A 19,010-nucleotide genomic window follows, 5' to 3' on the forward strand; every position below is an offset into this window, starting at 1 on the left:
TAAAACCCCCAACCAGACGCCTACGAAATTGTGGCAGTTTGTAGGACGGCGAGCCCTTCCCTCAGTGCGACCGCCCGTTGGGGACTTTGAGCACGGCATATTCGTCGTCGGAAGCGGGCCATGGGCATTTCTAGCGCCTGCTTTGGAGGGCAAAAGACTCCGGTACGACCCAACCATTATGGAGCCCGCCGATGCCAGAGCTCGAGGGGTCGCGGAATATTTCAAGTCCATTCAGGTCAACGCCCTTTCGTTCAATTGGGAGGAGCCCAATACCTTTCTCGTTATAGATAACCGATCCGTCTTGCACGGGCGCGCCACCGTCACTGAGGGCGACACCGAACGCGTGCTTGTACGAAAAACGTTCCGAATCGAGGGGGCACAGTGAGCATGTCGTATGACCACGAGGCTCTTTGGCTTAAGGCAAAGCTTTTCCTCAACCGCGCCATGGATGACGATAAAAACCGGTCTTTTGACGAGCAGGCTTTATGGGCGTCTCTTGCCCTGGAACTGCTTGGCAAATCTGCCCTCTCGAAGATCTCTCCCATTCTGATTGCTGATCCAACCGAAGACGGCAAGAATATCCTTGCCGCGGCAGGCTTCGGGGATGGTGATCCAAAGTTCGTATCGGTCAGCGCAACCACAATTTTCATTCGGTGCAAACGCGCATTCCCACCCTTTGACGCCGACAAGGCAAAGCGTATCTCCGCTGGTCGAAACGAGTACCTGCATGGTGGAGGAATTGGTTTCGGGCGGAATCCTGCCACTAATTGGTGGCAGGAGTTCTGGAGTTTGGCGACGATTCTTATCGACGCGCAGGACAAGACAATCGAGGACTTGGTTGGGGGAAGTCGGGAAGACGTCGCATTGACATACCTTGCGGGTAACAAGAAGTACATGGAAGAACGGTTGGAATCGCTTCTCGGCCGTGCCCGGCAAAGGTATGCACAAAAAGTGCAAGGCAAGCTGTCGGAACGCGAGCGAAAGCAGTGGAAGACCTACCTGTCAGCGGGATTGGAGCACGACGCCAATGAGTTCTGTCCTGCATGCGGCAATGTTGGGTTGCTAGAGGGTGAAGAGATACATAACGTCCGTCTTGACGGTTATTACGACCCAGAGTCTGGTGATATATCGCGCTGGGGCGAAGCGGAAGTGTACTCATCATATTTCACATGCGAAGGCTGCCAACTGGTTCTTGAACAATACGAATTAATCGAACTCGCGGGATTGCCAGAAAGTTTTACAATACAGATGGATGAATCAATGGTGCTGGCAGAAGAGGGCGAATATGGGAATGACTAGCTCCTAGGTTGCTAGGGCGATAACCGCTCGGAGACACGGAAGGGCCAAGGCCTAGTTGTTGCATCCATGCGCTGTCCTGCAGGCTTTGGTGGATTTCAATCAAAACCAAGTATCTGAACTACGCCGATCTCCCCGACCAAGTAGTTTTTACCGCAGCGCGTCGATCCTTCTGGTCCGTTATCTACCCTAATTCGCCTCGGCGGAAGATGCGTGCAAGAAGAGAATAACGGTTCGTCTCCCACGGTCGCAGCGGGACGCCTTCTGGGCGGCGCGCTGAATGGCCCGGTAGGCGATGGGACGGGCGACGCCGAAGAGTTCCGCGAATTCGGTCGAGGTCGGAGCCACATCCCGATGCCGGCTAACGACATAGTTTCCTGGGCCCAGGAGAGGTTCGGTTGCTTTCCCCGAAGCCTGTCTTTGGCCTTGGCCACGGCCACTCCTTCCCTTGTTCTTGCACGGATAAGGTGGCTTCGAACTCAGCAACAATGCCTAGGGCATTGAACAGTCAGCTTTCCCACCGGATCGTAGATGCTGCCGCCGAGGTTTGGGGCCACCCCTTTGCGAGTGGGTTCGTCCAGGATGTTCCTTGCGGCGGGCAATGGAGCCTCCGGAGTCGAAGCCCATGCCAGGGCCGCAGGGTTCTCGGCCCCTAAATCGTTGGAGAATTTCAGCTTCGACCACCAGTCAGGCCTCGAGCGCGACACCGTCGCCCACCTTGCCAACTGGGGAGTTCCTGACCGACGCGTCCAACATCCTCCTGCTCGGCCCGCCCGGAACCGGGAAACCCATCTTGCGACCGGGCTCGGACTGCGCGGCAAAGCTCGGCCAGGGGTTTTGTTTGCCACCGCCATTGACTGGGTTGTGCGGCTTCAGGCCGCGCGCACCAGAACGGGCGTTTACCGCAGGAGCTCGTCCAGCTGCGTCGCTCCGGACTGATCATCGTGGACGAGGTCGGCTACATACCGTTGGAGAAAGACACAGCGAGCCTCTTCCTCCAACTCGTCGCCTCCACTAAGAACACGCAACCCTGATCCTGACCTTCAATCTGCCCTTAGCCCGATGGGGCGACCTGTCCGAAGACCAAGTCGTGGCCTCAGCCATGATCGACAGGATCGTTCACCACGCCGAGACATGACTTTCAAGGGCTCCAGCTACCGCCTCAAACAACATCCAATCGGACTCGCTGCCCTCGACGAGACCACGAAATGGGTAGAATAAGCAGATCAACGTGGCTAGTTGTCAACCCAACGAAACCGCTCATTGTTCGACCGGCGCTGACACGGCAAAGCTGCGATGTAACTTCCGCGGACCTTCAGAAGCTGTCCATCCTGGTGCTCCGCCTGACCAAGGCTCCATCGCCTGCTTCAGGTGAGCTGAATACTGAATCGCCGCTGGCGTTGTTGAGCAGCTGCTGGCGGCTGCCTGCGATGAAACCCGGAAGCTGTGGCTGAAGGGCGAGTCCGTGGAACCGGCGTTGGAGCGTTGGCGGGAAGATTTGTTCTTTGGGAGCGTCCGGGTGGGCAACGGCAGGGGAGAAGGGAGGCCGAATAGAACACCCCGCGACGTGGACATCATTTGCGCGCAGAGGTGTGATTGCTCTGCCGTGGTTGGAGTGGTTTCGGATCCGGAGAAGCTGCTCGCTGACGACTGCGAACTCAGAAGCAATGAAGCATCACATTGGCCGTGAGTGAGCCGGACCAAACCACGCTTCGTGCCGGACCAGGTACTGTCGCTCCAGACCCAGGAGCCGGTTACTAGCACTGGGGTCTGCAAAACGGTCACATGAAGCTGGAGTTCGATGAATTCACAGCAAACGTGCGGGCCCTTACCCGGCCTGTCACTTGGCAGATTGACCTTGTGGTGCGTCTCGCTGATCGAACCACAGTCGAAGTGCCCCACCAAGAGGTTGGGCTCGGAACCGCCATTCGGTGAGCGAAGCCTGTCACGTCTTTCAGTAATGCCAGCGTGGTCCAAGCGTACGGGGCTCAATAGTCTATCCACTCGTCGACGCGCAGAGGATCTTCAACCGTTACACCATACGGTTCCAGCAGCTCCCTTAGCGTCATCAGACCCGCTTCGGTGTCGAAATCCGCAGCACTGCCGCTGGGAATATTGGGATCGTCAACTACCTCAATAGCTCGGCCAGCAAGTCGATCTCCAAAGAATACATATGATCGAAGTTCGGGTTCTTGGCGGCTGTGCCACACATATCCAGCAGCTGTCGGCGCCTTCGAACGGATCCAGTGGCCCCAGTGTCGGGTCTGGGCGTATTCCGCTGGCGGAGCATGTGTGATCCAGGGGCTCTGTTTGAACGAGCTCAACTCGGATCGAGTGCGCATGCCTACAAGTTCCAGATCACCGACCGTAGCAACTGCACTGAACCGGCGCCCTGCATAGACCGATCGAGGCAGAATATAGTTCCCCTTCGCGTCGTAGTCGAAGTCCCTCAGCAGAGTCTCCACGATGGCGACATCCAAAGTTTGCCCCGCATAGAGGAACGAGTACTGGTCGTCCAGAGTAGCGTCGAAGCGGCCACCTCCGTAATAGCGATGACTCAGAACCGGACTAAACCCATCGGCAGAGTATGCCTTTTTGTGGACCCTATATAAAGTAGTTCCTGAAGGAAGTGCCACAAGGCAAGGATTGCCGGAGTAATCTACTGGGGGAAGACAATTCGTCATCTAATCACCAACTATCATTGTTGACTTGCTTAGCAGCATAAATTATTTCAAGGTCCCGTTCTTTGCCGAGTATCCGGATTGGACTTTCACCTATCCAACTATTCCGTGTGAACCACCAGGAAATCGCACCTAATGAGGCATTTTCTGCGTCGAGAAGCGGTGCAACTATTCGAATAACTTCGTAAATTTCTGTGGATTCAGGGCTGATAAACTGAAACTCGGGATAAACCAATCTGCCTTTCCATGTGAGACTCATCGCACCGACAGGCGGGTCAACGACAACCCGAATCCCGTTCGCCACTATCTCTGCCTTCACCGCGGCAACAATCGCGTCCCCGGTTCTAGGGCGTGGTCTAGTACCTGACTCCGAAGCCGAGGCTCTGTCATTAGGGATAACCCGGGTAACTCTGCCTGATCCGATCGTGCGGCCGCTCTCGCGGATAGCGAAGCCGAGGCCCTCTTCCATAGCGATCGGATGGATGAGCTCAACGGTCATCTCAGTGTTGTCGCCGGGCATAACCATGTCGGTGCCCTCGGGCAGGGTGATAACGCCGGTTACGTCCGTGGTACGGAAGTAGAACTGCGGGCGGTAGTTGGAGTAGAACGGGTTGTGACGTCCGCCTTCGTCCTTGGAGAGGATGTAGACGTTGGCCTCGAAGTCGGTGTGCGGGGTGATGGAACCCGGCTTGACGACAACCTGGCCACGCTCGACGTCGTCGCGCTTGAGACCGCGGAGCAGGAGGCCACAGTTCTCGCCGGCCCATGCTTCGTCGAGCTGCTTGTGGAACATCTCGATACCGGTAACCGTGGTCTTCTGGATCGGGCGGATGCCGACGATCTCGACCTCGGAGTTGATGGCGAGGGTTCCACGCTCGGCGCGGCCCGTAACAACGGTGCCACGACCGGTGATCGTGAAGACGTCTTCGATCGGCATCAGGAACGGCTTGTCGCGGTCACGTACGGGGTCCGGAACGGACTCGTCGACAGCTGCCATCAGGTCCTGGACGGACTTGACCCAAACCGGGTCGCCTTCCAGAGCCTTCAGACCGGAAACGCGAACAACCGGAGCTTCATCGCCATCGAAGCCCTGCGAGCTGAGGAGCTCACGAACTTCCATTTCGACGAGGTCGAGGAGTTCTTCGTCATCAACCATGTCGGACTTGTTCAGTGCGACCAGCAGGTAGGGAACACCAACCTGGCGGGCGAGCAGAACGTGCTCGCGGGTCTGAGCCATCGGACCATCGGTTGCGGCAACCACGAGGATTGCGGCGTCCATCTGCGTGGCGCCGGTGATCATGTTCTTGATGTAGTCAGCGTGACCCGGGGCGTCTACGTGTGCGTAGTGGCGCTTCTCGGTCTGGTACTCCACGTGGGAGATGTTGATGGTAATACCGCGCTGGCGCTCTTCCGGAGCAGAGTCGATCGACGCGAAGTCGCGCTGCTCGTTGAGATCCGGGTACTGGTCGTACAACACCTTGGAAATGGCGGCAGTCAGCGTCGTCTTACCGTGGTCAACGTGACCAATGGTGCCGATGTTGACGTGCGGCTTAGTCCGCTCGAATCTTGCCTTAGCCACACCCAACCCCCAGAGAAGTCAGCCGTTCCCATCCGTCCGCCACGTTAGTGCGCGAAACGACTGGTCATGATCAGTTGAACGGAACTTTACATGCCAGCGGTACGAGCCTCCACCCTCACCTAAAAGTACGAATTTCCTCCCGGCGTAGACCCGGACACCACCTCACTCCACAACCCGAGGCCCCTGTTTAACCCGTCCTAAATCTCCGGTTGTTCCGGTGCTGCAAGATTGGGTCCGGAAACGATTCCGGGTACGGTTACAAATAGTTTTACTGATGATGTAGCTGGTAGATCGTCAGATCCGGCCTGAGCGTCAATCCCTTGGCTCCGCAGCCAAAATTGGTTCGACATTCCTGTACTCGGGTGGCTGACCGGCTTCGGACCTTGACGACCGGTCATGTTGCTTTTCCCGGGTTGCACCATGATAAGGGGCAGAAAGGGGTGATTCCGATGGAGCTCTCAGACGCAAAGCTGGTGCTGCCGAATGTGTCTGCAGCGGGTGGCGCCGCACCACGGAGCGAATATCGCGACTCCAAGCCCGCTGAGCGTGGGCAAAAAGGACGTGTGGACAGTGTCCACACGTCCCGCCTCGGACTGGCCCGTAAAGTTGCCGAACTGGCCCGGATTCCGTATGTTTCCGCGGGATCCCAGCAATAGCAAGGCCTGGAATCCCGTTCGAGTCCCACCTCGGGCACTGTGTTGTCGCAGGTCAGGGGCCTATATGGCCCCTGACTGTTGACAAAACCCCTAAAAGTGTGTGCTGCGGCGTAGCGTTTTATGCATGGCCAGCATCTCTACACGCACCAAAAAGGACGGTTCTCAGTCCTTTATGGTCCGCCGGCGGGACCCCAAGACTCATAAGGCTCAGGGCCTGACTGTCGCCTCGATGCACGAGGCGGAAACACTCAAGCGTCTGCTGGACGCTAATGGCCAGAGCTTCGAAATAGCGCAGCACGCCATCCTCACTAACGAGAAGTGTGTACCCACCGTTGCTGAGGTTATCCAGGAACAATCGACCTCCTGATCCGGACGTCGAGCGGGACCATCAAGACGTGTCAGACGATGCTTGACCTCCATGTGAAGAAGGTCATCGGTCACGTCCCTGTTGACAAGCTCGATTACCGGATGATCGCGTACTGGGTGAAGTCGATGATGGCCAAGGGGCGGTCACCCAAGACAATCAAGAATGTGCACGGCCTGATCTCCGCGTCGATGAACACCGCTGAGATGCTGGGGTACATCACGCGCAATCCGTGCCGCGGTGTGCAGCTGCCGAGCGTGGAGAAGGCCGAGGACGAGATGATGTTCCTCACCCACGCTGAGTTCGGCCTGATCATGGACGGCATGGGGGGAGCGGTACAAGGACTTCACCAACTTCCTAGTCCTGACGGGAACGCGCTTCGGCGAGGCGACGGCGCTGACTGTGGCGGACATCGATTTGTTGGGCAAGCCGGCCACCGCAAGGATAAACAAGGCTTGGAAGCGGGACGGGCAGAACCAGTTCTACATCGGTCCCACGAAGACAGGTGCCGGCAAGAGGACAATCGGGCTGAACCCTGCGCTTGTTGATCTACTCATTCCGTTGGTGGCTGGGCGCGCAAGTGGCGAGCTGCTGCTCACGACGCCGAAGGGGGAGCGGATCGTGCATAAGCTGTTCTGGCGCCATTACTGGGTGCCAGCGGTGAAGGCCGCCCAGGCACGCGGGCTGAGGAAGAACCCTCGTATTCACGATCTACGGCATACCCATGCCTCGTGGTTGATTCAGGATGGTGTCCCAATCTTCACGATCTCGCGTCGGCTGGGACACGCTCCACCAGGACAACGGAGGGCGTTTACGGGCACCTCATGCCGGAGGTTTTGCAGGCCGGGGCGGACGCTACGGAGCGTTCGGTGGCGGCGTTCATGCGTTCATGCGTTGAAGCTGTTGACGCTCCGGGCTAGTCAGGAAACGAGTCGATTGCGGACTCGCGTGCCAATGAGTCGGGTGCTCGTTGTGCCGCCGTGCGGAGCCGTCGCGGGGTGCGCATCGGGCAAGATTTCACTTAGCCTGGCTATCTCTGCAATGTGTTCAGACGTAAAGACGATCTTGCCTTTGCCCCAGCATGCGTGTGGGAAGCGTCCAGCAGCAGCGCCGTCCCGCAGCCATCCTTCGCTGCAGCGCATCAGGGCCGCGGCTTCCGCCGGTTCGAAAAATTCCAAGTCCATGTCTATCCGCTCGATATTGGTTGACCTTGGCTGTTCATTCTCGTACTGGCGCGTGGGAACATGACGAAAATGCGAGGGAGCCAAGACCAAGGCATCAGCCGGACCCGGGTAAGCCGTCCAGAGCTGGACCGGATGCTCGACCGTCTCGGTCCCGGTGATGAAGCCCTGTGTGGAGGCTGGACCCATTGATGCAACACCCGCCACTTGCGTGAGCTCTTGGGCGACTTCAAGACCGGAGGCATCAAGTTCCGTTCCCTTCGGCATGGCATCGCCACCGACCCGCCAGCGAAGTCGGGGGAGCGACGGCATTGGCCATGGTCAGCATCATCTCCGCATTCGTGTCACCGATACCTCCGCATGGAATCCTCAGCTGTAGAGGTGACCGTCCCGGAAGTCGGCTTTGTGACTGCTGATTGCTGCAGCAGATTTGGGACAACATGCGGGACGGAAATGTTACGCGGAGGCCGGATTGGCATCCTGCCGGTCTCTGGAAAACATGCACAGGTTTACGAGCTTTGCTGGCTTTGCCCTGTTGATGGGGTATGCATGTTCATCACGAGCTGGGTCCCGCCAGCCAAATAAGTCTTCGTTGATGTTGGGGACCAGGTTGTCAGTGGTAGCTTCATATCTCCGCTGGGCAGGATGCCCCACTCCTCAAGTGGAGCAAGAGCGAAGAAAGGTGGGCTTAAGGGTACTGCAGGGTTGCGGGTGGGTGAGGCCAGTTCGGCCGCCACGAGAGAGGTGGCCCCAACAGCTTTGCTTTCAATATTGATTACTACGCTTCGAGCGGATGGTCCAACTAGGGGCCTTACAACCGTGGGGCGACCACGCCCTAGTATTCTGCACCCCATGTTTGCTACGGCATCAATGGCGTCTGGCCCACTCGCCTTGTTCAATGACGAACGCTGTGGCTCGAATGCCATGGTGGCCTCCGCCATTCAATGTCGCCACCAACGTCTTTTCTAAGACAGCTCCTTCACCGAGCCAGTGTTCTGCCCGGACTGGTCGAGGACTAACGCATTCCTGGGTTCCTTGCCCAGTTGACGAGCAAATGTTTGCCTTGAACATGCGGCCGATCCGGCAGCAGTGTTTAGCGCCGCTACCGGCTCGTACATTCCCCCATTTTCGCGGCCGCAGCCCATGGATTCCTTCCATGGAACTACCACTCCGGCGAGCATGACATTTTGAGGCTCGAACTGCAACAAGGGAGATCGAGTCGCTGGAAATACACAAAGTCAGCGTCCCAAACCCTGCCATCCCAAATCCAAGGAAGTGGGACGACGGCGCACATCAGCTTCTACCGCGGCGAGTGGGAGTGGAGTCTTCCTGCTGCGCCTTGCGTTCATCCATCGGAACAGGAGTCCAGGGGCTGACCGGATCCATCAGCGTGACGTGATGAAGACTCTGATGGTGGCTGCAACGACGAGCGGGCCGACGATGTTGGCTCCGAGCGGGGTCTGGCTCCAGCTGGTGATGCCGTCGAAAAGGTTGAGGTTCATGGCATGAACGTAGAGATGCGGCACCTTACACTTTACGGAGCGGATGTCTCCCGCCGTCCAGGATGTTTCCCCGATTCAGGTACACGCTTCGATAGCACGGGCACTGCGTCCGGGGAAGGCTGAAGCCGTCGCGACGGACCGAAGACTCACGGTTCTCCAAGCTCAGGTGCCGAGGGCGGCCGCGTCATTGGGATGTGCGAGATGCCGTCTTCAAGGAACGATTCCCCTGAGCGTAGGAAGCCGAAGTTTTCGTACCAGCCTTCCAGGTGCTCCTGGGCGTCCAGAATGATTCTGGCTCCGTTGGTGATCCTTATTGCATGGCGGATGAGGTCAGCTCCGAGGCCGCGACCTCGGCCAGAAGCCGCTGTGGCAACCCTTCCGATGCGGCGGCTGTCGTCCTCGATGAGGATCCTCAGGGTCGACAGGACCTGGCGATCTTCCTCGGCCCACACAATGACTGCGCCGGGTTCAATGTCCCGGCCGTCCAGTTCCTGATACGCCGAGCCTTGCTCGAGGACGAACACGTCGACCCGGACTTTCAGAATCGCGTAAAGGGTGAGCGGGCCCATCAAGGCGACACTTGATTCCCGGATGATCACCGACATCGCTCTACCTCCGTTCCCGCATCCGTGTGGGGCGCTAACACCGGCCCCGGGTTTCACCTTACCCATGATCCTTTTGGCTATGCCGGGAATGCCAGATCAGAACATCTGGTATGACTTCGTAATGAATGTTATGATTTCGGAACAGATGTAATTAGTGGCCCGCATCACTCATTGCAGACCATGATCTAAGGAGTGACTTTGTCGATTGCCCCACGCGTGGAAAACCTCGTTGAGCACATTGAGCGTTCAGCCGAGCTCATCAAGGGCGTTGTTGCCAAGACCCCTCTGATCGCTCTGCCTGCGCTGGACGATCTGACCGGTGCCACAGTCTTCCTCAAGTGCGAGCACCTCCAGCACACCGGCTCTTTCAAAGCCCGTGGCGCAGCTGCCAAGATCATGGCCTTGGAGGCCGCAGGGGACCACCGGCCGATCATCACTGCTTCTTCCGGAAACCATGGACTCGGTGTGGCCTACGCACTGGCCCGGACCGGGAAACGGGGAAGTGTATGTGTCCCCGAAGGAGCTTCCCCTGTGAAGGTCGCCGCGATCCGGCGTCTGGGAATCGATGTCCGCCATCTCGGCAGCGAGGCCGGGGCTACGGAAGTTTTGGCGCGGGCCGAGGCCACCAAGGGTGACCTTGTTTACATCAGCCCGTACAACGACGCTGATGTCATTGCGGGACAGGGAACCATCGGCCTGGAGATCGCGGACCAGGTGGGGTCCGGGGGGGTCGACGTCGTCATTGTTTCAGTGGGAGGCGGAGGACTGGCATCCGGAGTTGCAGCAGCCGTCAAATCCCGGTTCCCCTCAGCTCTCATCGTCGGCGCCTCACCCAAAAATGACGCCGCGATGGCAGCCTCCATTCAAGCCGGCCGCATTGTCACTCCGGAATCCCTTCCAACCCTGAGCGACGGGACAGCCGGCGGTATCGAACCAGGCGCCATTACGTTCGAGCTGTGCCAGAAACTGGTAGACACTTGGGTCCTGGTGACCGAAGAAGAAATCCGGTCCGCACTGAAGCTGGTCATCGACACCCAACACCAGCTCATCGAAGGCGCCGCGGCCGTAGCGGTTGCTGCCGCGGTCAACAGCGGTCAGACCCTGGCCGGCAAACGGGTGGTCATCGTTTCGTGCGGTGCCAACATCTCATCCGCAGCACTGGCCACGGCACTGAACGCAAACGACAAGGCACTTAGCCCAGTCCAGTAGTCAGCATCCTTAGCCAGCTTGTCCGCCAGTGGCAGAGGCCTCACCCCGTCTCTGCAGGCTGCGGACCCCTGGCGGGTCACGATCCCGCCACACACTTTTTCGTCTTCCCGGCGACCGCCATCAGCTGTCGCACTCATTTGCGTACATTTAGGAGCCCCCATGCGCCCTTCTGCCCTTCGCACCAGAGATCTAGTCATCGTCACTGCCCTCGCCGCCGCCCTTCTCACCGGATGCGCGAACCCCCAGGTCAGCGGATCCGCCAACACAGGCGCGGCTGAAGCGGTCATCCCCGCCGTCCAGAAGGATGACTCGCTGGCAGCCCTTGTCCCCGACAAATACAAGACGGCCGGGGAAGTGCGCGTTGCGACCAACGCACCGTTCCCTCCCTACGAAATGTTCACCTCCCCGGGCAGCGAGGAACTGATCGGCCTTGAAATCGATCTTGGCCATGCCATTGGAGAGAAGCTGGGCATACCGTTCAAGTTCTCCCAGCAGCCTTTCGACGGCCTCATCACGGGCCTCCAAGCAGACAAGTACGACCTGCTGATGGCGACCCTGTTCGACACTGCCGAGCGGGAACAGCAACTGGATTTCCTCAATTACGCCCGTTCGGGATCGGCCATCATGGTCAAAAGCGAGAACACGGAAATTGCAACCATTGATGACCTCTGTGGAAAAACGGTGGCCGTGCAGAACGGCGGCACCCAAGCGGAGCTCGCCAAATCCCAGAGTCGGAAGTGCCAGGCCGCCGGAAATGCTGCCGTTGACGTCAAGGGCTTCCCGGCCTTTTCCGATGAGCAATTGGCGCTGAACAGCGGAGGGGTAACAGCGATTCTGGGCGACCTGCCCGCCCTGGCTTATGGAGCGACCGGCAACCAGTCCCTGAAAATCCTCTCGGACCCTGCTGCTCCGGGCGGCTACGACGCCAACTACATCGGCATCGGTTTCTCCAAAGACGACGATCAACTGCTCGAGGCCGTCAAAGGTGCCCTGACCTCGCTGCAGAAAGACGGAGTCTACAAGCAGATCTTCGACAAGTACGGCGTACCCCAGTCCACGATCGAAGCGCCCCTGACGAACCAGTTCGGAGGCTGAGATGGGATTGACTAACCTGAGCGTCCAAACCTCCGTGACGTACGAAGTCCGCAAGCTGCGCCACCCCATGAGGACACTGGCTGCCCTGATCGTCGGTGTCCTGGCAGCACTCCTGGCCTGGTCCTTTGCGACCAACCCGAACTTGGACTGGTCCACCGTCAGTGCGTACCTGTTCGCCGAACTGACCATGCGCGGCCTGCTGGTCACCCTCTACCTTACGGCTGTCAGCATGATCATCGGCCTGGTGGGCGGCACACTCATTGCCCTGATGGCACTGTCCGACAACTGGGTCCTCCGGGCAGTCGCCACCGGCTTCGTCGGAATATTCCGCGGCGTTCCAGTCCTGGTTCAGATCATCTTCTGGGGATTCATCGGAGCGTTCTTCCCCGTCGTCTCCATCGGCATACCGTTCTCCGACATTGTCTTCTACTCCGCGCCCACCTCCTCGCTGGTCAGCGCCACGACAGCAGCCATTCTCGCCCTCGGCCTGAACGAGGCGGCCTACGCTTCGGAAATCGTCCGCGGCGGCATCCAGTCGGTGGATTCAGGTCAGCGCGAGGCCTGCGCCGCTCTGGGCATGAACCCGGTAACAACTTTGCGCCGTGTCGTGTTGCCACAGGCCATGCGAGTGATCATCCCCCCGATGGGCAATGAAGTCATCACCCTCCTGAAAACCTCCGCCCTGGTCTCCGTCATCGCCGGTAACGACCTCATGACAAACCTTCAGCAGGTATACGCCCAGAACTACAAAGTCATTCCGCTGCTCGTCGTCGCCTCGTTCTGGTACCTGGTCCTGACCTTTGTACTGACCATCATCCAGCGGCGCTTGGAAGTCCGCTTCGGACGCGGCAGCCGCCCCGCCATCCACCCCACTGGAAAGAAGGCCGCCAAATGAGCAGCCCCATGGTCGTCGCCGACAACGTAGGGAAAAAATTCGGCCACCTCGAGGTACTCAAGGGAGTCAGCCTCACAGTAGAGCGCGGGCAGGTCACGTGCCTCCTGGGCCCCAGCGGATCCGGCAAAAGCACACTGCTCCGATGCGTCAATCACCTCGAACGCATCGACAGCGGCCGATTGTTCGTCGACGATGACCTCGTCGGCTACCGCCAGGAAGGAAACGTCCTCCACGAGCTCGACGCACGGTCCATCGCCAAACAGCGAGCCAAAATCGGCATGGTCTTCCAGCGGTTCAATCTCTTCCCCCACCTGACCGCCCTGGAAAACATCATGGAAGCACCCCGGCAGGTCCTAAAGGAAAACAGCAAATCCTCCCGCGACCGTGCCGAAGCTCTCCTGGCCCAGGTAGGCCTCGAAGGCAAGGAAGGCTACTACCCGGCGCACCTTTCCGGAGGCCAGCAGCAACGCGTCGCGATCGCCCGCGCCCTTGCCATGAAGCCTCAGCTCATGCTCTTCGACGAACCCACCTCCGCGCTGGACCCTGAGCTGGTCGGTGAAGTTCTCAACGTGATGAGGGATCTGGCCGCGTCCGGAATGACCATGATCGTGGTGACCCATGAAATGGGTTTCGCCCGGGAAGCCGCCGACAAGGTCGTCTTCCTGGACGGAGGAAAAATCATCGAAGAAGGGGATCCATCGGAAGTTCTGCTGGAACCGAAGCACGAACGCACCCGCGAGTTCCTCTCGAGGGTCCTGTAATGCTGGAACCAAGCCGAACAACAACACGGGCCGGCCTGGACGACGTGGTGGACATCTGCCGCGACCTCATCCGCATTGACACGTCCAACTACGCTAGCCCGGACGGGCCGGGGGAAAGACTCGCAGCCGAGTATGTTGCCGCGAAGCTCGCCGACGTTGGCATTGAATCGCGGATCTATGAAGCCGAGAAGCGCCGATCAAACCTGGTCGCCACCCTTTCCGGGCGTTCCCGCCCGGGACTGCTGGTTCACGGGCATCTGGACGTCGTCCCCGCCGAGAAGCACCTCTGGACCGTGGACCCGTTCGCCGGGGAAATCATCGACGACTACCTCTGGGGGAGGGGATCAATCGACATGAAGCACATGGTGGCCATGATCTTGGCCGCCGTGCGTGAAATGAAACGGAACGGCGTCATCCCCGAACGCGACCTGGTCCTGGCGTTCCTTGCCGATGAAGAAAACGACACCAGCCTAGGTTCCCGGTGGATGGTCCAGAACCACCGCGAGCTGTTCGACGGCTGTACCGAGGCCATCAGCGAAGTGGGCGGGTACTCGGTCCAGATTGCCCCCGAGCGACGTATCTACATGATCGAATCCGGCCGCAAAGGTGTCGCCTGGATGCGGCTGACCGCGAAGGGCAAGGCAGCTCACGGGTCAATCACCAACACCCAAAGTGCCCTTGGTGCCCTCAGCGGTGCCATCTCCCGCATCGCCGACCATGAATGGCCGCTGCTGTTGACTCCGGCATCAGCTCAGATGGTCAGCTCTCTTCAGGAGCTCACGGCCATTGATCTACGCGAGCGTCCTGCTCTGGAAAGCAGTGTCCTGGCCCCTGTCGCCGGGTTGCTCACTTCCTCGCTGCGGCACGTCTCAAACCCGACCATCTTCCGCGCGGGCGCATCGCCCAATGTCGTTCCTGGTCACGCCGAGGCAACGGTGGACGGAAGATACGTTTTCGGGCACCAGCAGGCCTTCCTTGAGGAAATAGCGGCTTTGGCCGGTCCGGACATTTCCGTTGACCTGATCGACCTCACCAGCGGTGATGAGTCCGACCCCAGGTCCGATCTGGTCGGCCAGATGCAGGAGGCGCTTCTGAGTGAAGATGCCGGGGCCAGCGTGGTTCCCTACAATTCCTCGGCATCGACCGACAACGCGTCCTTCGCCGAAATGGGAATCCAGGGTTACGGGTTCGCCCCGTTGAAACTTCCCACTGACTACTCGTTCTCGAGCATGTTCCACGGGGTCGATGAAAGAGTACCTGTCGAGGCACTCAAGTTCGGGGCACGTGTCCTCTACCGGTTCCTGTGCGGGGCCGACCCGGCGAAGCCCTTGTGATCAGCCTTCATGTCCCCTAACACCCAGCCGAAGGTCAGCGATGTGGGCCGCCCGGGTCGGGTAGAACCGAACGTCTTTGAACTCGGGCGGCACCTGATGAGGCGACGGAAGCAGTGTTACCTGACACTGCGTGATGTCGCTGATCGTACCGGGCTCTCCGCAGGTCACATCAGCAAGATTGAACGCGATGTGGCACTCCCGACGTTACCGGTCCTCGGCAGGCTGTGTGACGCGCTGAACCTGCACCCGGCCGACGTCTTCGCAGCTTTGCCGGGCAGCGGCGAAAGCTCCTCGTTTGCCGTTGCCGGACAGCGGGGTTTGGAGGCGGACCACCCCGGCCTGAATCTGGAGCTGCTCCCAGACAATGCTGTATCCCTGGCGGCACCTGAAGCAACAGCCGCGGTCATGGTCCGTGTCGAGTCGGGACAGACCAAGATCACCTCCGGCCCGGAAGTACGGACCCTCCGGGCGGGAGAGGGGACGCTCCTGCTTAACTCAGGAACGTTTCACATCACACACCACAGCCCAGGGCCTCTCCCGGTACGTCTGCGCATCAGCTTCTTCGCAGGAACCCAGCTCGACATCATCGGCGCGAACCCGCCGGGTTCGACACCGTGAAGTGCCGGCACCAATTTTTCAACGAAAGGAAACCACCATGTCCTCCAGCGTCATCACCTCCCCGTCGGCACCGGCTCCCGTCGGAGCCTATAGCCAGGCCAAAAAGATTGGTCCGTTCCTGCAAATCTCGGGGCAACTGGCCGCCGATCCGGAGACCGGGCAAATGCTCACCGGAGGCGTAGCGGAACAAACCACCCGATGCCTGGAGCAGCTCGAAGCGATCCTCCATGAAGCAGGAGCCGCCTGGGAACAGGTCCTGACCATTCGTGTCTACCTCTCGGACGATAGCAACTTTGACGCTTTTGACGCAGCCTACGCCCAGTACCTGTCCTCGCCCTATCCGGCGCGAATCACCGTGGGAGCCCAGCTGGCACCGGGTACCCTGGTTGAAATCGAAGCGTTCGCCGTCCTGGACGGAGTCTGGACCGGCCCCGCAGCAGCGGGCTCTTCCATGCGGGAGCCATAATAGGACGAGACGTAACAACTGCTACGAAGGGGTCCGATGACAATCAAGGATGACGGCGGCGCCAAGAACCGGCTCTCGCTGGCGCTCTGGCGGGTGCTCAGCGACAAGGGACTTCAGGGTCTGACGGTCCGGGCCGTCGCGGAGGAGGCCGGCTGCACCACAGGTCTGGTGATGTACCAATTCGGCACCCGCCAAGCGCTCCTCGAACACGCCCGGGCCTTCCTCTTTGAACGCATGCTCGAACGGGTCGAAGCCATCGAAAAATACGGTAGCGACCCGAGGGTCGTTCTCAGGGAAGTCCTCTCTCAATCACTCACGCTCGATTCGGAGCGAAGTGAAGAAGCCCGTGTCTGGCTGAGCTTCCTCGCAGCATCCATTGGTGATGATGCGCTGAAAGGCCTGCACGTTTCCGGGAACAGGGCATGGCAGGAACGCATCGCCAGGCTCGTTCTCGCGGCCGAACCCCGCGTCGGCGACCGAGCCGAACAGGTCGCCAAGACACTTGTCGCCCTGACCGACGGGCTCGCATCCCTGTCCATTGCCGACGCCCAGGACTTCTCCGCAGCAACCCAGAAGGAAATATTGGCCTCCGCAATAACGAGTTGCCTGACCATCGCCAACACACCCGAAACCGTGGTAACGGCCCGCCGGCCGCACGCCGTCAGCGCCCCGTAACCGGCGCTCCCACACACCCAGCACACAGCGCTACTGATCAAGGAATCACCGTGTCTGAACCGCTCATCGAAACAACCGTTAGCTACCCCTCAGGGGCCCTGACATCGACCGGGACAGTGTTACGCACAGTCCCTGTCGGCGACGGACGACAGGCAGTCATCCTGGATACGACCGCCTGCCACCCCACCGACTCGGCGTGGCCCGATCAGGGACCGGACAAAGGCGAGCTGATCGTGGATTCCCGCCCGTACCCCATCCTGGACTGTGTTGTCGGGGCGACGGACGGAAACGAGCTGCAACTGGGCCCGGACGTCCGGGCCAAAAAAGGTTCAGAAGGCTGGACCTTCTTCGCCGCCCACATCATTGATAGCGACGAAGAGATTGCAGAAGGAACCCCCGCGTCCGTCTCAATCGACGCCGCCCACCGCCGGAACCTTTCAGCCGGCCATACGGCCTGCCACGCCGCGTCACTGGCACTGAACGCCCAACTCGCCGGTATGTGGTCAAAGGACGTCTCCACGGACGGGCTGGGACACCCGAACTTTGACGCCGCGGCGATCGACACGTCCACGATCCATGAACTGACGTCAGTGGATGTGTACCGCTTGGGTAAATCTCTGCGACGCAAAGGATTCAACGCCGCCGAATTCGTAGAGAACCTCGCCACTGTTGAACAGAAAACGAACGCCCTTCTTGAACAGTGGCGACAGGCCGGAGCCCCGATCAGTATCGAAACCGATGGAGACAAGCTCATCGACAGGCGCTACTGGGTCACTACACTTGAGGACCAAGAAGTGCGGATTCCCTGCGGCGGCACCCACATCACAGACCTCGGCGACCTTTCCGCCATCACCGTCACCCTGCTAGCTGAAGACGCCGACGGCGGGAAAGTCGTCACCATGACAACCTCCGCCCAGTAGGCAGGTCAATATACGCAGCTGTTGGGCAGCGTCCCACTCTTGGCTGTTCCACTTCTAAGGAAGTGGGACGGCCAACCGCATAGCGTTTAGGGCGCCTTCACCGGGCGTTTTTTCCGGGCGGGACTTACGGGAATCCCGTAGCCCTAGAACAGTGGGAACGCCGATACACCTTAGATGTGGCCGGTGGGGGGACCGGCCTACAGGCGCCGTAAACTGCGCGATCGCTTTCAGCTACGGTGCACGACTCCCAGTTGACCAAGATCGTCCGGAGTGCGGAGCTTGACGGGGCTCAGTCCGTCAGCTCGTCGGCCGGCGTCACGATGAGGTCTCCTCCGGCAGTTGACGATAGGCTGCGGCGAGAAGGGTGTCGATGTGCGCATTGCTCAACCGGCGGGCCTGTTCCGGGTTCGGTTCGAGGAGTGCCGTGACTAGCCGGAGATACTCCAGGTACATCTTGTCGGAGTCTTGGAGCCGCCAGTTGATGAGGTCTTCGAGGAGAAGCGTTCCAATTGCGAGGTCATGCTCGGCACGCTCTAGCTCCTGAGTGCCTGCCAGCCCGACTATCGCGACGTGTAGTTCGATATCCGCCATGGCTGCCGCGTCGCGCCGATCCGCGACCGACTCACGGATATAGGTGGCGAACGCCTCGCGAAGCCGGGTGCGGGCGTCCTCGGACGCGCGGTCGCATCGACCGGCCGCATAGCCCTCGAGTAGGCGGCGGGCTTCCAGGATGTTGGCGACCTCGCGGGTGGAGTAGGAACGCACGCGGGCGCTCTTGTACGGCTCCTGGTCGAGGTAAATGGCGGTGGCAGCATCGGGGCGCGGGGAAGTAGGCTCGATCAAGGCTCGTAGCTCCTGACTCTTGATGAATGCGTAGAGAACATCCATCACAGCAGGGCTACGAGCCCTTCAGCTTTCAAGACACGGAATCCGTTTCACCACGAACCACGGCGAGCCCCTTTAGCGCTCCGCCGAAGACCCCACATGATGCCCACAGAGAAGCAGCCCACCACCAATGCAATCATTCGAAGGTCCTGAGCTGCTACGGTCACACCACTACATGTCCCATAACGGCTAGCAAAAAAGCCCACGCGCGTTATCTCTCTTCATGTACGGTGCTGCATGCACCGGAACGTTCCCGCCCAGAAGCCAGAGGAGAGTTCCAAGAGGGTG

The 19,010-nt window shown here is 59.6% G+C and carries 16 protein-coding genes and 2 pseudogenes; 13 read left to right on the plus strand and 5 right to left on the minus strand.

Annotation, left to right across the window (positions count from 1 at the left end; genetic code table 11):
- The first annotated feature begins 381 nt into the window (after window positions 1-381).
- Window positions 382-1,299 (plus strand): hypothetical protein, encoded by a 918-nt coding sequence (locus LDN75_RS09600; protein ID WP_223937061.1) that lies wholly within the window; start codon window positions 382-384, stop codon window positions 1,297-1,299.
- A 3,072-nt stretch (window positions 1,300-4,371) separates the two neighbouring features.
- On the opposite strand, the pseudogene tuf reads toward LDN75_RS09600, so the two are convergent.
- A pseudogene (gene tuf / locus LDN75_RS09615) lies at window positions 4,372-5,556 on the minus strand (elongation factor Tu); the annotation flags it as partial.
- Window positions 5,557-6,005: 449 nt separating this feature from the next.
- Here tuf and LDN75_RS09620 point away from each other — a divergent pair.
- The gene (locus LDN75_RS09620) at window positions 6,006-6,212 is read left to right on the plus strand and encodes a hypothetical protein (protein WP_223937062.1); all 207 of its coding nucleotides are present in this window, start codon (window positions 6,006-6,008) and stop codon (window positions 6,210-6,212) included.
- 124 nt (window positions 6,213-6,336) lie between these two features.
- Window positions 6,337-6,579, plus strand: a complete 243-nt coding sequence (locus LDN75_RS09625) for a hypothetical protein (protein WP_223937063.1) — start codon at window positions 6,337-6,339, stop codon at window positions 6,577-6,579.
- A gap of 94 nt (window positions 6,580-6,673) precedes the next feature.
- Here LDN75_RS09625 and LDN75_RS24125 read toward each other — a convergent pair whose 3' ends face one another.
- Window positions 6,674-6,799: a hypothetical protein gene (locus LDN75_RS24125; protein ID WP_263422356.1), complete on the minus strand. Its 126-nt coding sequence runs from the start codon at window positions 6,797-6,799 to the stop codon at window positions 6,674-6,676.
- Between the two features lie 140 nt (window positions 6,800-6,939).
- Here LDN75_RS24125 and LDN75_RS09630 point away from each other — a divergent pair.
- Window positions 6,940-7,305, plus strand: a pseudogene (locus tag LDN75_RS09630) (tyrosine-type recombinase/integrase); the annotation flags it as partial.
- A gap of 191 nt (window positions 7,306-7,496) precedes the next feature.
- Here the strand turns inward: LDN75_RS09630 and LDN75_RS09635 are convergent.
- Together LDN75_RS09635 and LDN75_RS09640 are read right to left on the minus strand one after the other, a co-directional pair.
- Complete coding sequence (locus tag LDN75_RS09635; RefSeq protein ID WP_223937064.1) at window positions 7,497-8,024, minus strand: hypothetical protein; 528 nt, start codon at window positions 8,022-8,024, stop codon at window positions 7,497-7,499.
- A gap of 1,381 nt (window positions 8,025-9,405) precedes the next feature.
- Window positions 9,406-9,864: a GNAT family N-acetyltransferase gene (locus tag LDN75_RS09640; RefSeq protein ID WP_223937065.1), complete on the minus strand. Its 459-nt coding sequence runs from the start codon at window positions 9,862-9,864 to the stop codon at window positions 9,406-9,408.
- A gap of 198 nt (window positions 9,865-10,062) precedes the next feature.
- Between LDN75_RS09640 and LDN75_RS09645 the strand changes: the two genes are divergently transcribed.
- The 9 genes from LDN75_RS09645 to LDN75_RS09685 all read left to right on the plus strand — a co-directional run bounded on the left by LDN75_RS09645 (window position 10,063) and on the right by LDN75_RS09685 (window position 17,837).
- Window positions 10,063-11,073 carry a threonine/serine dehydratase gene (locus tag LDN75_RS09645; protein ID WP_223937066.1) on the plus strand — a complete coding sequence of 337 codons (1,011 nt, stop codon included), beginning with the start codon at window positions 10,063-10,065 and terminating at the stop codon, window positions 11,071-11,073.
- 159 nt (window positions 11,074-11,232) lie between these two features.
- Window positions 11,233-12,168, plus strand: coding sequence for an ABC transporter substrate-binding protein (locus tag LDN75_RS09650; protein ID WP_223937067.1), 936 nt, complete (start codon window positions 11,233-11,235; stop codon window positions 12,166-12,168).
- A gap of 1 nt (window position 12,169) precedes the next feature.
- Window positions 12,170-13,063, plus strand: coding sequence for an amino acid ABC transporter permease (locus LDN75_RS09655; RefSeq protein WP_223937068.1), 894 nt, complete (start codon window positions 12,170-12,172; stop codon window positions 13,061-13,063).
- Window positions 13,060-13,824 (plus strand): amino acid ABC transporter ATP-binding protein, encoded by a 765-nt coding sequence (locus LDN75_RS09660; RefSeq protein WP_275959809.1) that lies wholly within the window; start codon window positions 13,060-13,062, stop codon window positions 13,822-13,824. Before LDN75_RS09655 ends, LDN75_RS09660 begins: the two co-directional genes overlap by 4 nt.
- Window positions 13,824-15,158 (plus strand): M20/M25/M40 family metallo-hydrolase, encoded by a 1,335-nt coding sequence (locus LDN75_RS09665; protein ID WP_223937069.1) that lies wholly within the window; start codon window positions 13,824-13,826, stop codon window positions 15,156-15,158. The genes LDN75_RS09660 and LDN75_RS09665 overlap by 1 nt, the downstream gene beginning before the upstream one ends.
- A 9-nt stretch (window positions 15,159-15,167) precedes the next feature.
- On the plus strand, window positions 15,168-15,776 hold the full coding sequence (locus LDN75_RS09670) for a helix-turn-helix transcriptional regulator (RefSeq protein WP_223937070.1): 609 nt from the start codon (window positions 15,168-15,170) through the stop codon (window positions 15,774-15,776).
- 37 nt (window positions 15,777-15,813) lie between these two features.
- On the plus strand, window positions 15,814-16,242 hold the full coding sequence (locus tag LDN75_RS09675; RefSeq protein ID WP_223937071.1) for a Rid family detoxifying hydrolase: 429 nt from the start codon (window positions 15,814-15,816) through the stop codon (window positions 16,240-16,242).
- A 36-nt stretch (window positions 16,243-16,278) separates the two neighbouring features.
- Entirely contained in the window at window positions 16,279-16,917 is a 639-nt protein-coding gene (locus LDN75_RS09680) for a TetR/AcrR family transcriptional regulator (RefSeq protein ID WP_223937072.1), read from the plus strand.
- Between the two features lie 50 nt (window positions 16,918-16,967).
- Window positions 16,968-17,837, plus strand: a complete 870-nt coding sequence (locus tag LDN75_RS09685) for a metal-dependent hydrolase (RefSeq protein ID WP_223937073.1) — start codon at window positions 16,968-16,970, stop codon at window positions 17,835-17,837.
- Between the two features lie 315 nt (window positions 17,838-18,152).
- On the opposite strand, the gene LDN75_RS09690 is transcribed toward LDN75_RS09685, so the two are convergent.
- Complete coding sequence (locus LDN75_RS09690; RefSeq protein WP_223937074.1) at window positions 18,153-18,680, minus strand: FCD domain-containing protein; 528 nt, start codon at window positions 18,678-18,680, stop codon at window positions 18,153-18,155.
- Window positions 18,681-19,010: the final 330 nt, after the last annotated feature.

The organism is Arthrobacter sp. StoSoilB5, from assembly GCF_019977235.1.
Lineage (GTDB): Bacteria > Actinomycetota > Actinomycetes > Actinomycetales > Micrococcaceae > Arthrobacter.

What these genes read in the sequence shown, in the direction of transcription:
- LDN75_RS09660 (WP_275959809.1), top strand. Translation starts at nt 13,060, where the DNA reads ATGAGCAGCCCCATGGTCGTCGCCGACAACGTAGGGAAAAAATTCGGC.
- LDN75_RS09675 (WP_223937071.1), top strand. Translation starts at nt 15,814, where the DNA reads ATGTCCTCCAGCGTCATCACCTCCCCGTCGGCACCGGCTCCCGTCGGA.
- LDN75_RS09625 (WP_223937063.1), top strand. Translation starts at nt 6,337, where the DNA reads ATGGCCAGCATCTCTACACGCACCAAAAAGGACGGTTCTCAGTCCTTT.
- LDN75_RS09665 (WP_223937069.1), top strand. Translation starts at nt 13,824, where the DNA reads ATGCTGGAACCAAGCCGAACAACAACACGGGCCGGCCTGGACGACGTG.
- LDN75_RS09670 (WP_223937070.1), top strand. Translation starts at nt 15,168, where the DNA reads ATGTCCCCTAACACCCAGCCGAAGGTCAGCGATGTGGGCCGCCCGGGT.
- LDN75_RS09680 (WP_223937072.1), top strand. Translation starts at nt 16,279, where the DNA reads ATGACAATCAAGGATGACGGCGGCGCCAAGAACCGGCTCTCGCTGGCG.
- LDN75_RS09655 (WP_223937068.1), top strand. Translation starts at nt 12,170, where the DNA reads ATGGGATTGACTAACCTGAGCGTCCAAACCTCCGTGACGTACGAAGTC.
- LDN75_RS09640 (WP_223937065.1), bottom strand. Translation starts at nt 9,864, where the DNA reads ATGTCGGTGATCATCCGGGAATCAAGTGTCGCCTTGATGGGCCCGCTC.
- LDN75_RS09635 (WP_223937064.1), bottom strand. Translation starts at nt 8,024, where the DNA reads ATGCCGAAGGGAACGGAACTTGATGCCTCCGGTCTTGAAGTCGCCCAA.
- LDN75_RS09650 (WP_223937067.1), top strand. Translation starts at nt 11,233, where the DNA reads ATGCGCCCTTCTGCCCTTCGCACCAGAGATCTAGTCATCGTCACTGCC.
- LDN75_RS09620 (WP_223937062.1), top strand. Translation starts at nt 6,006, where the DNA reads ATGGAGCTCTCAGACGCAAAGCTGGTGCTGCCGAATGTGTCTGCAGCG.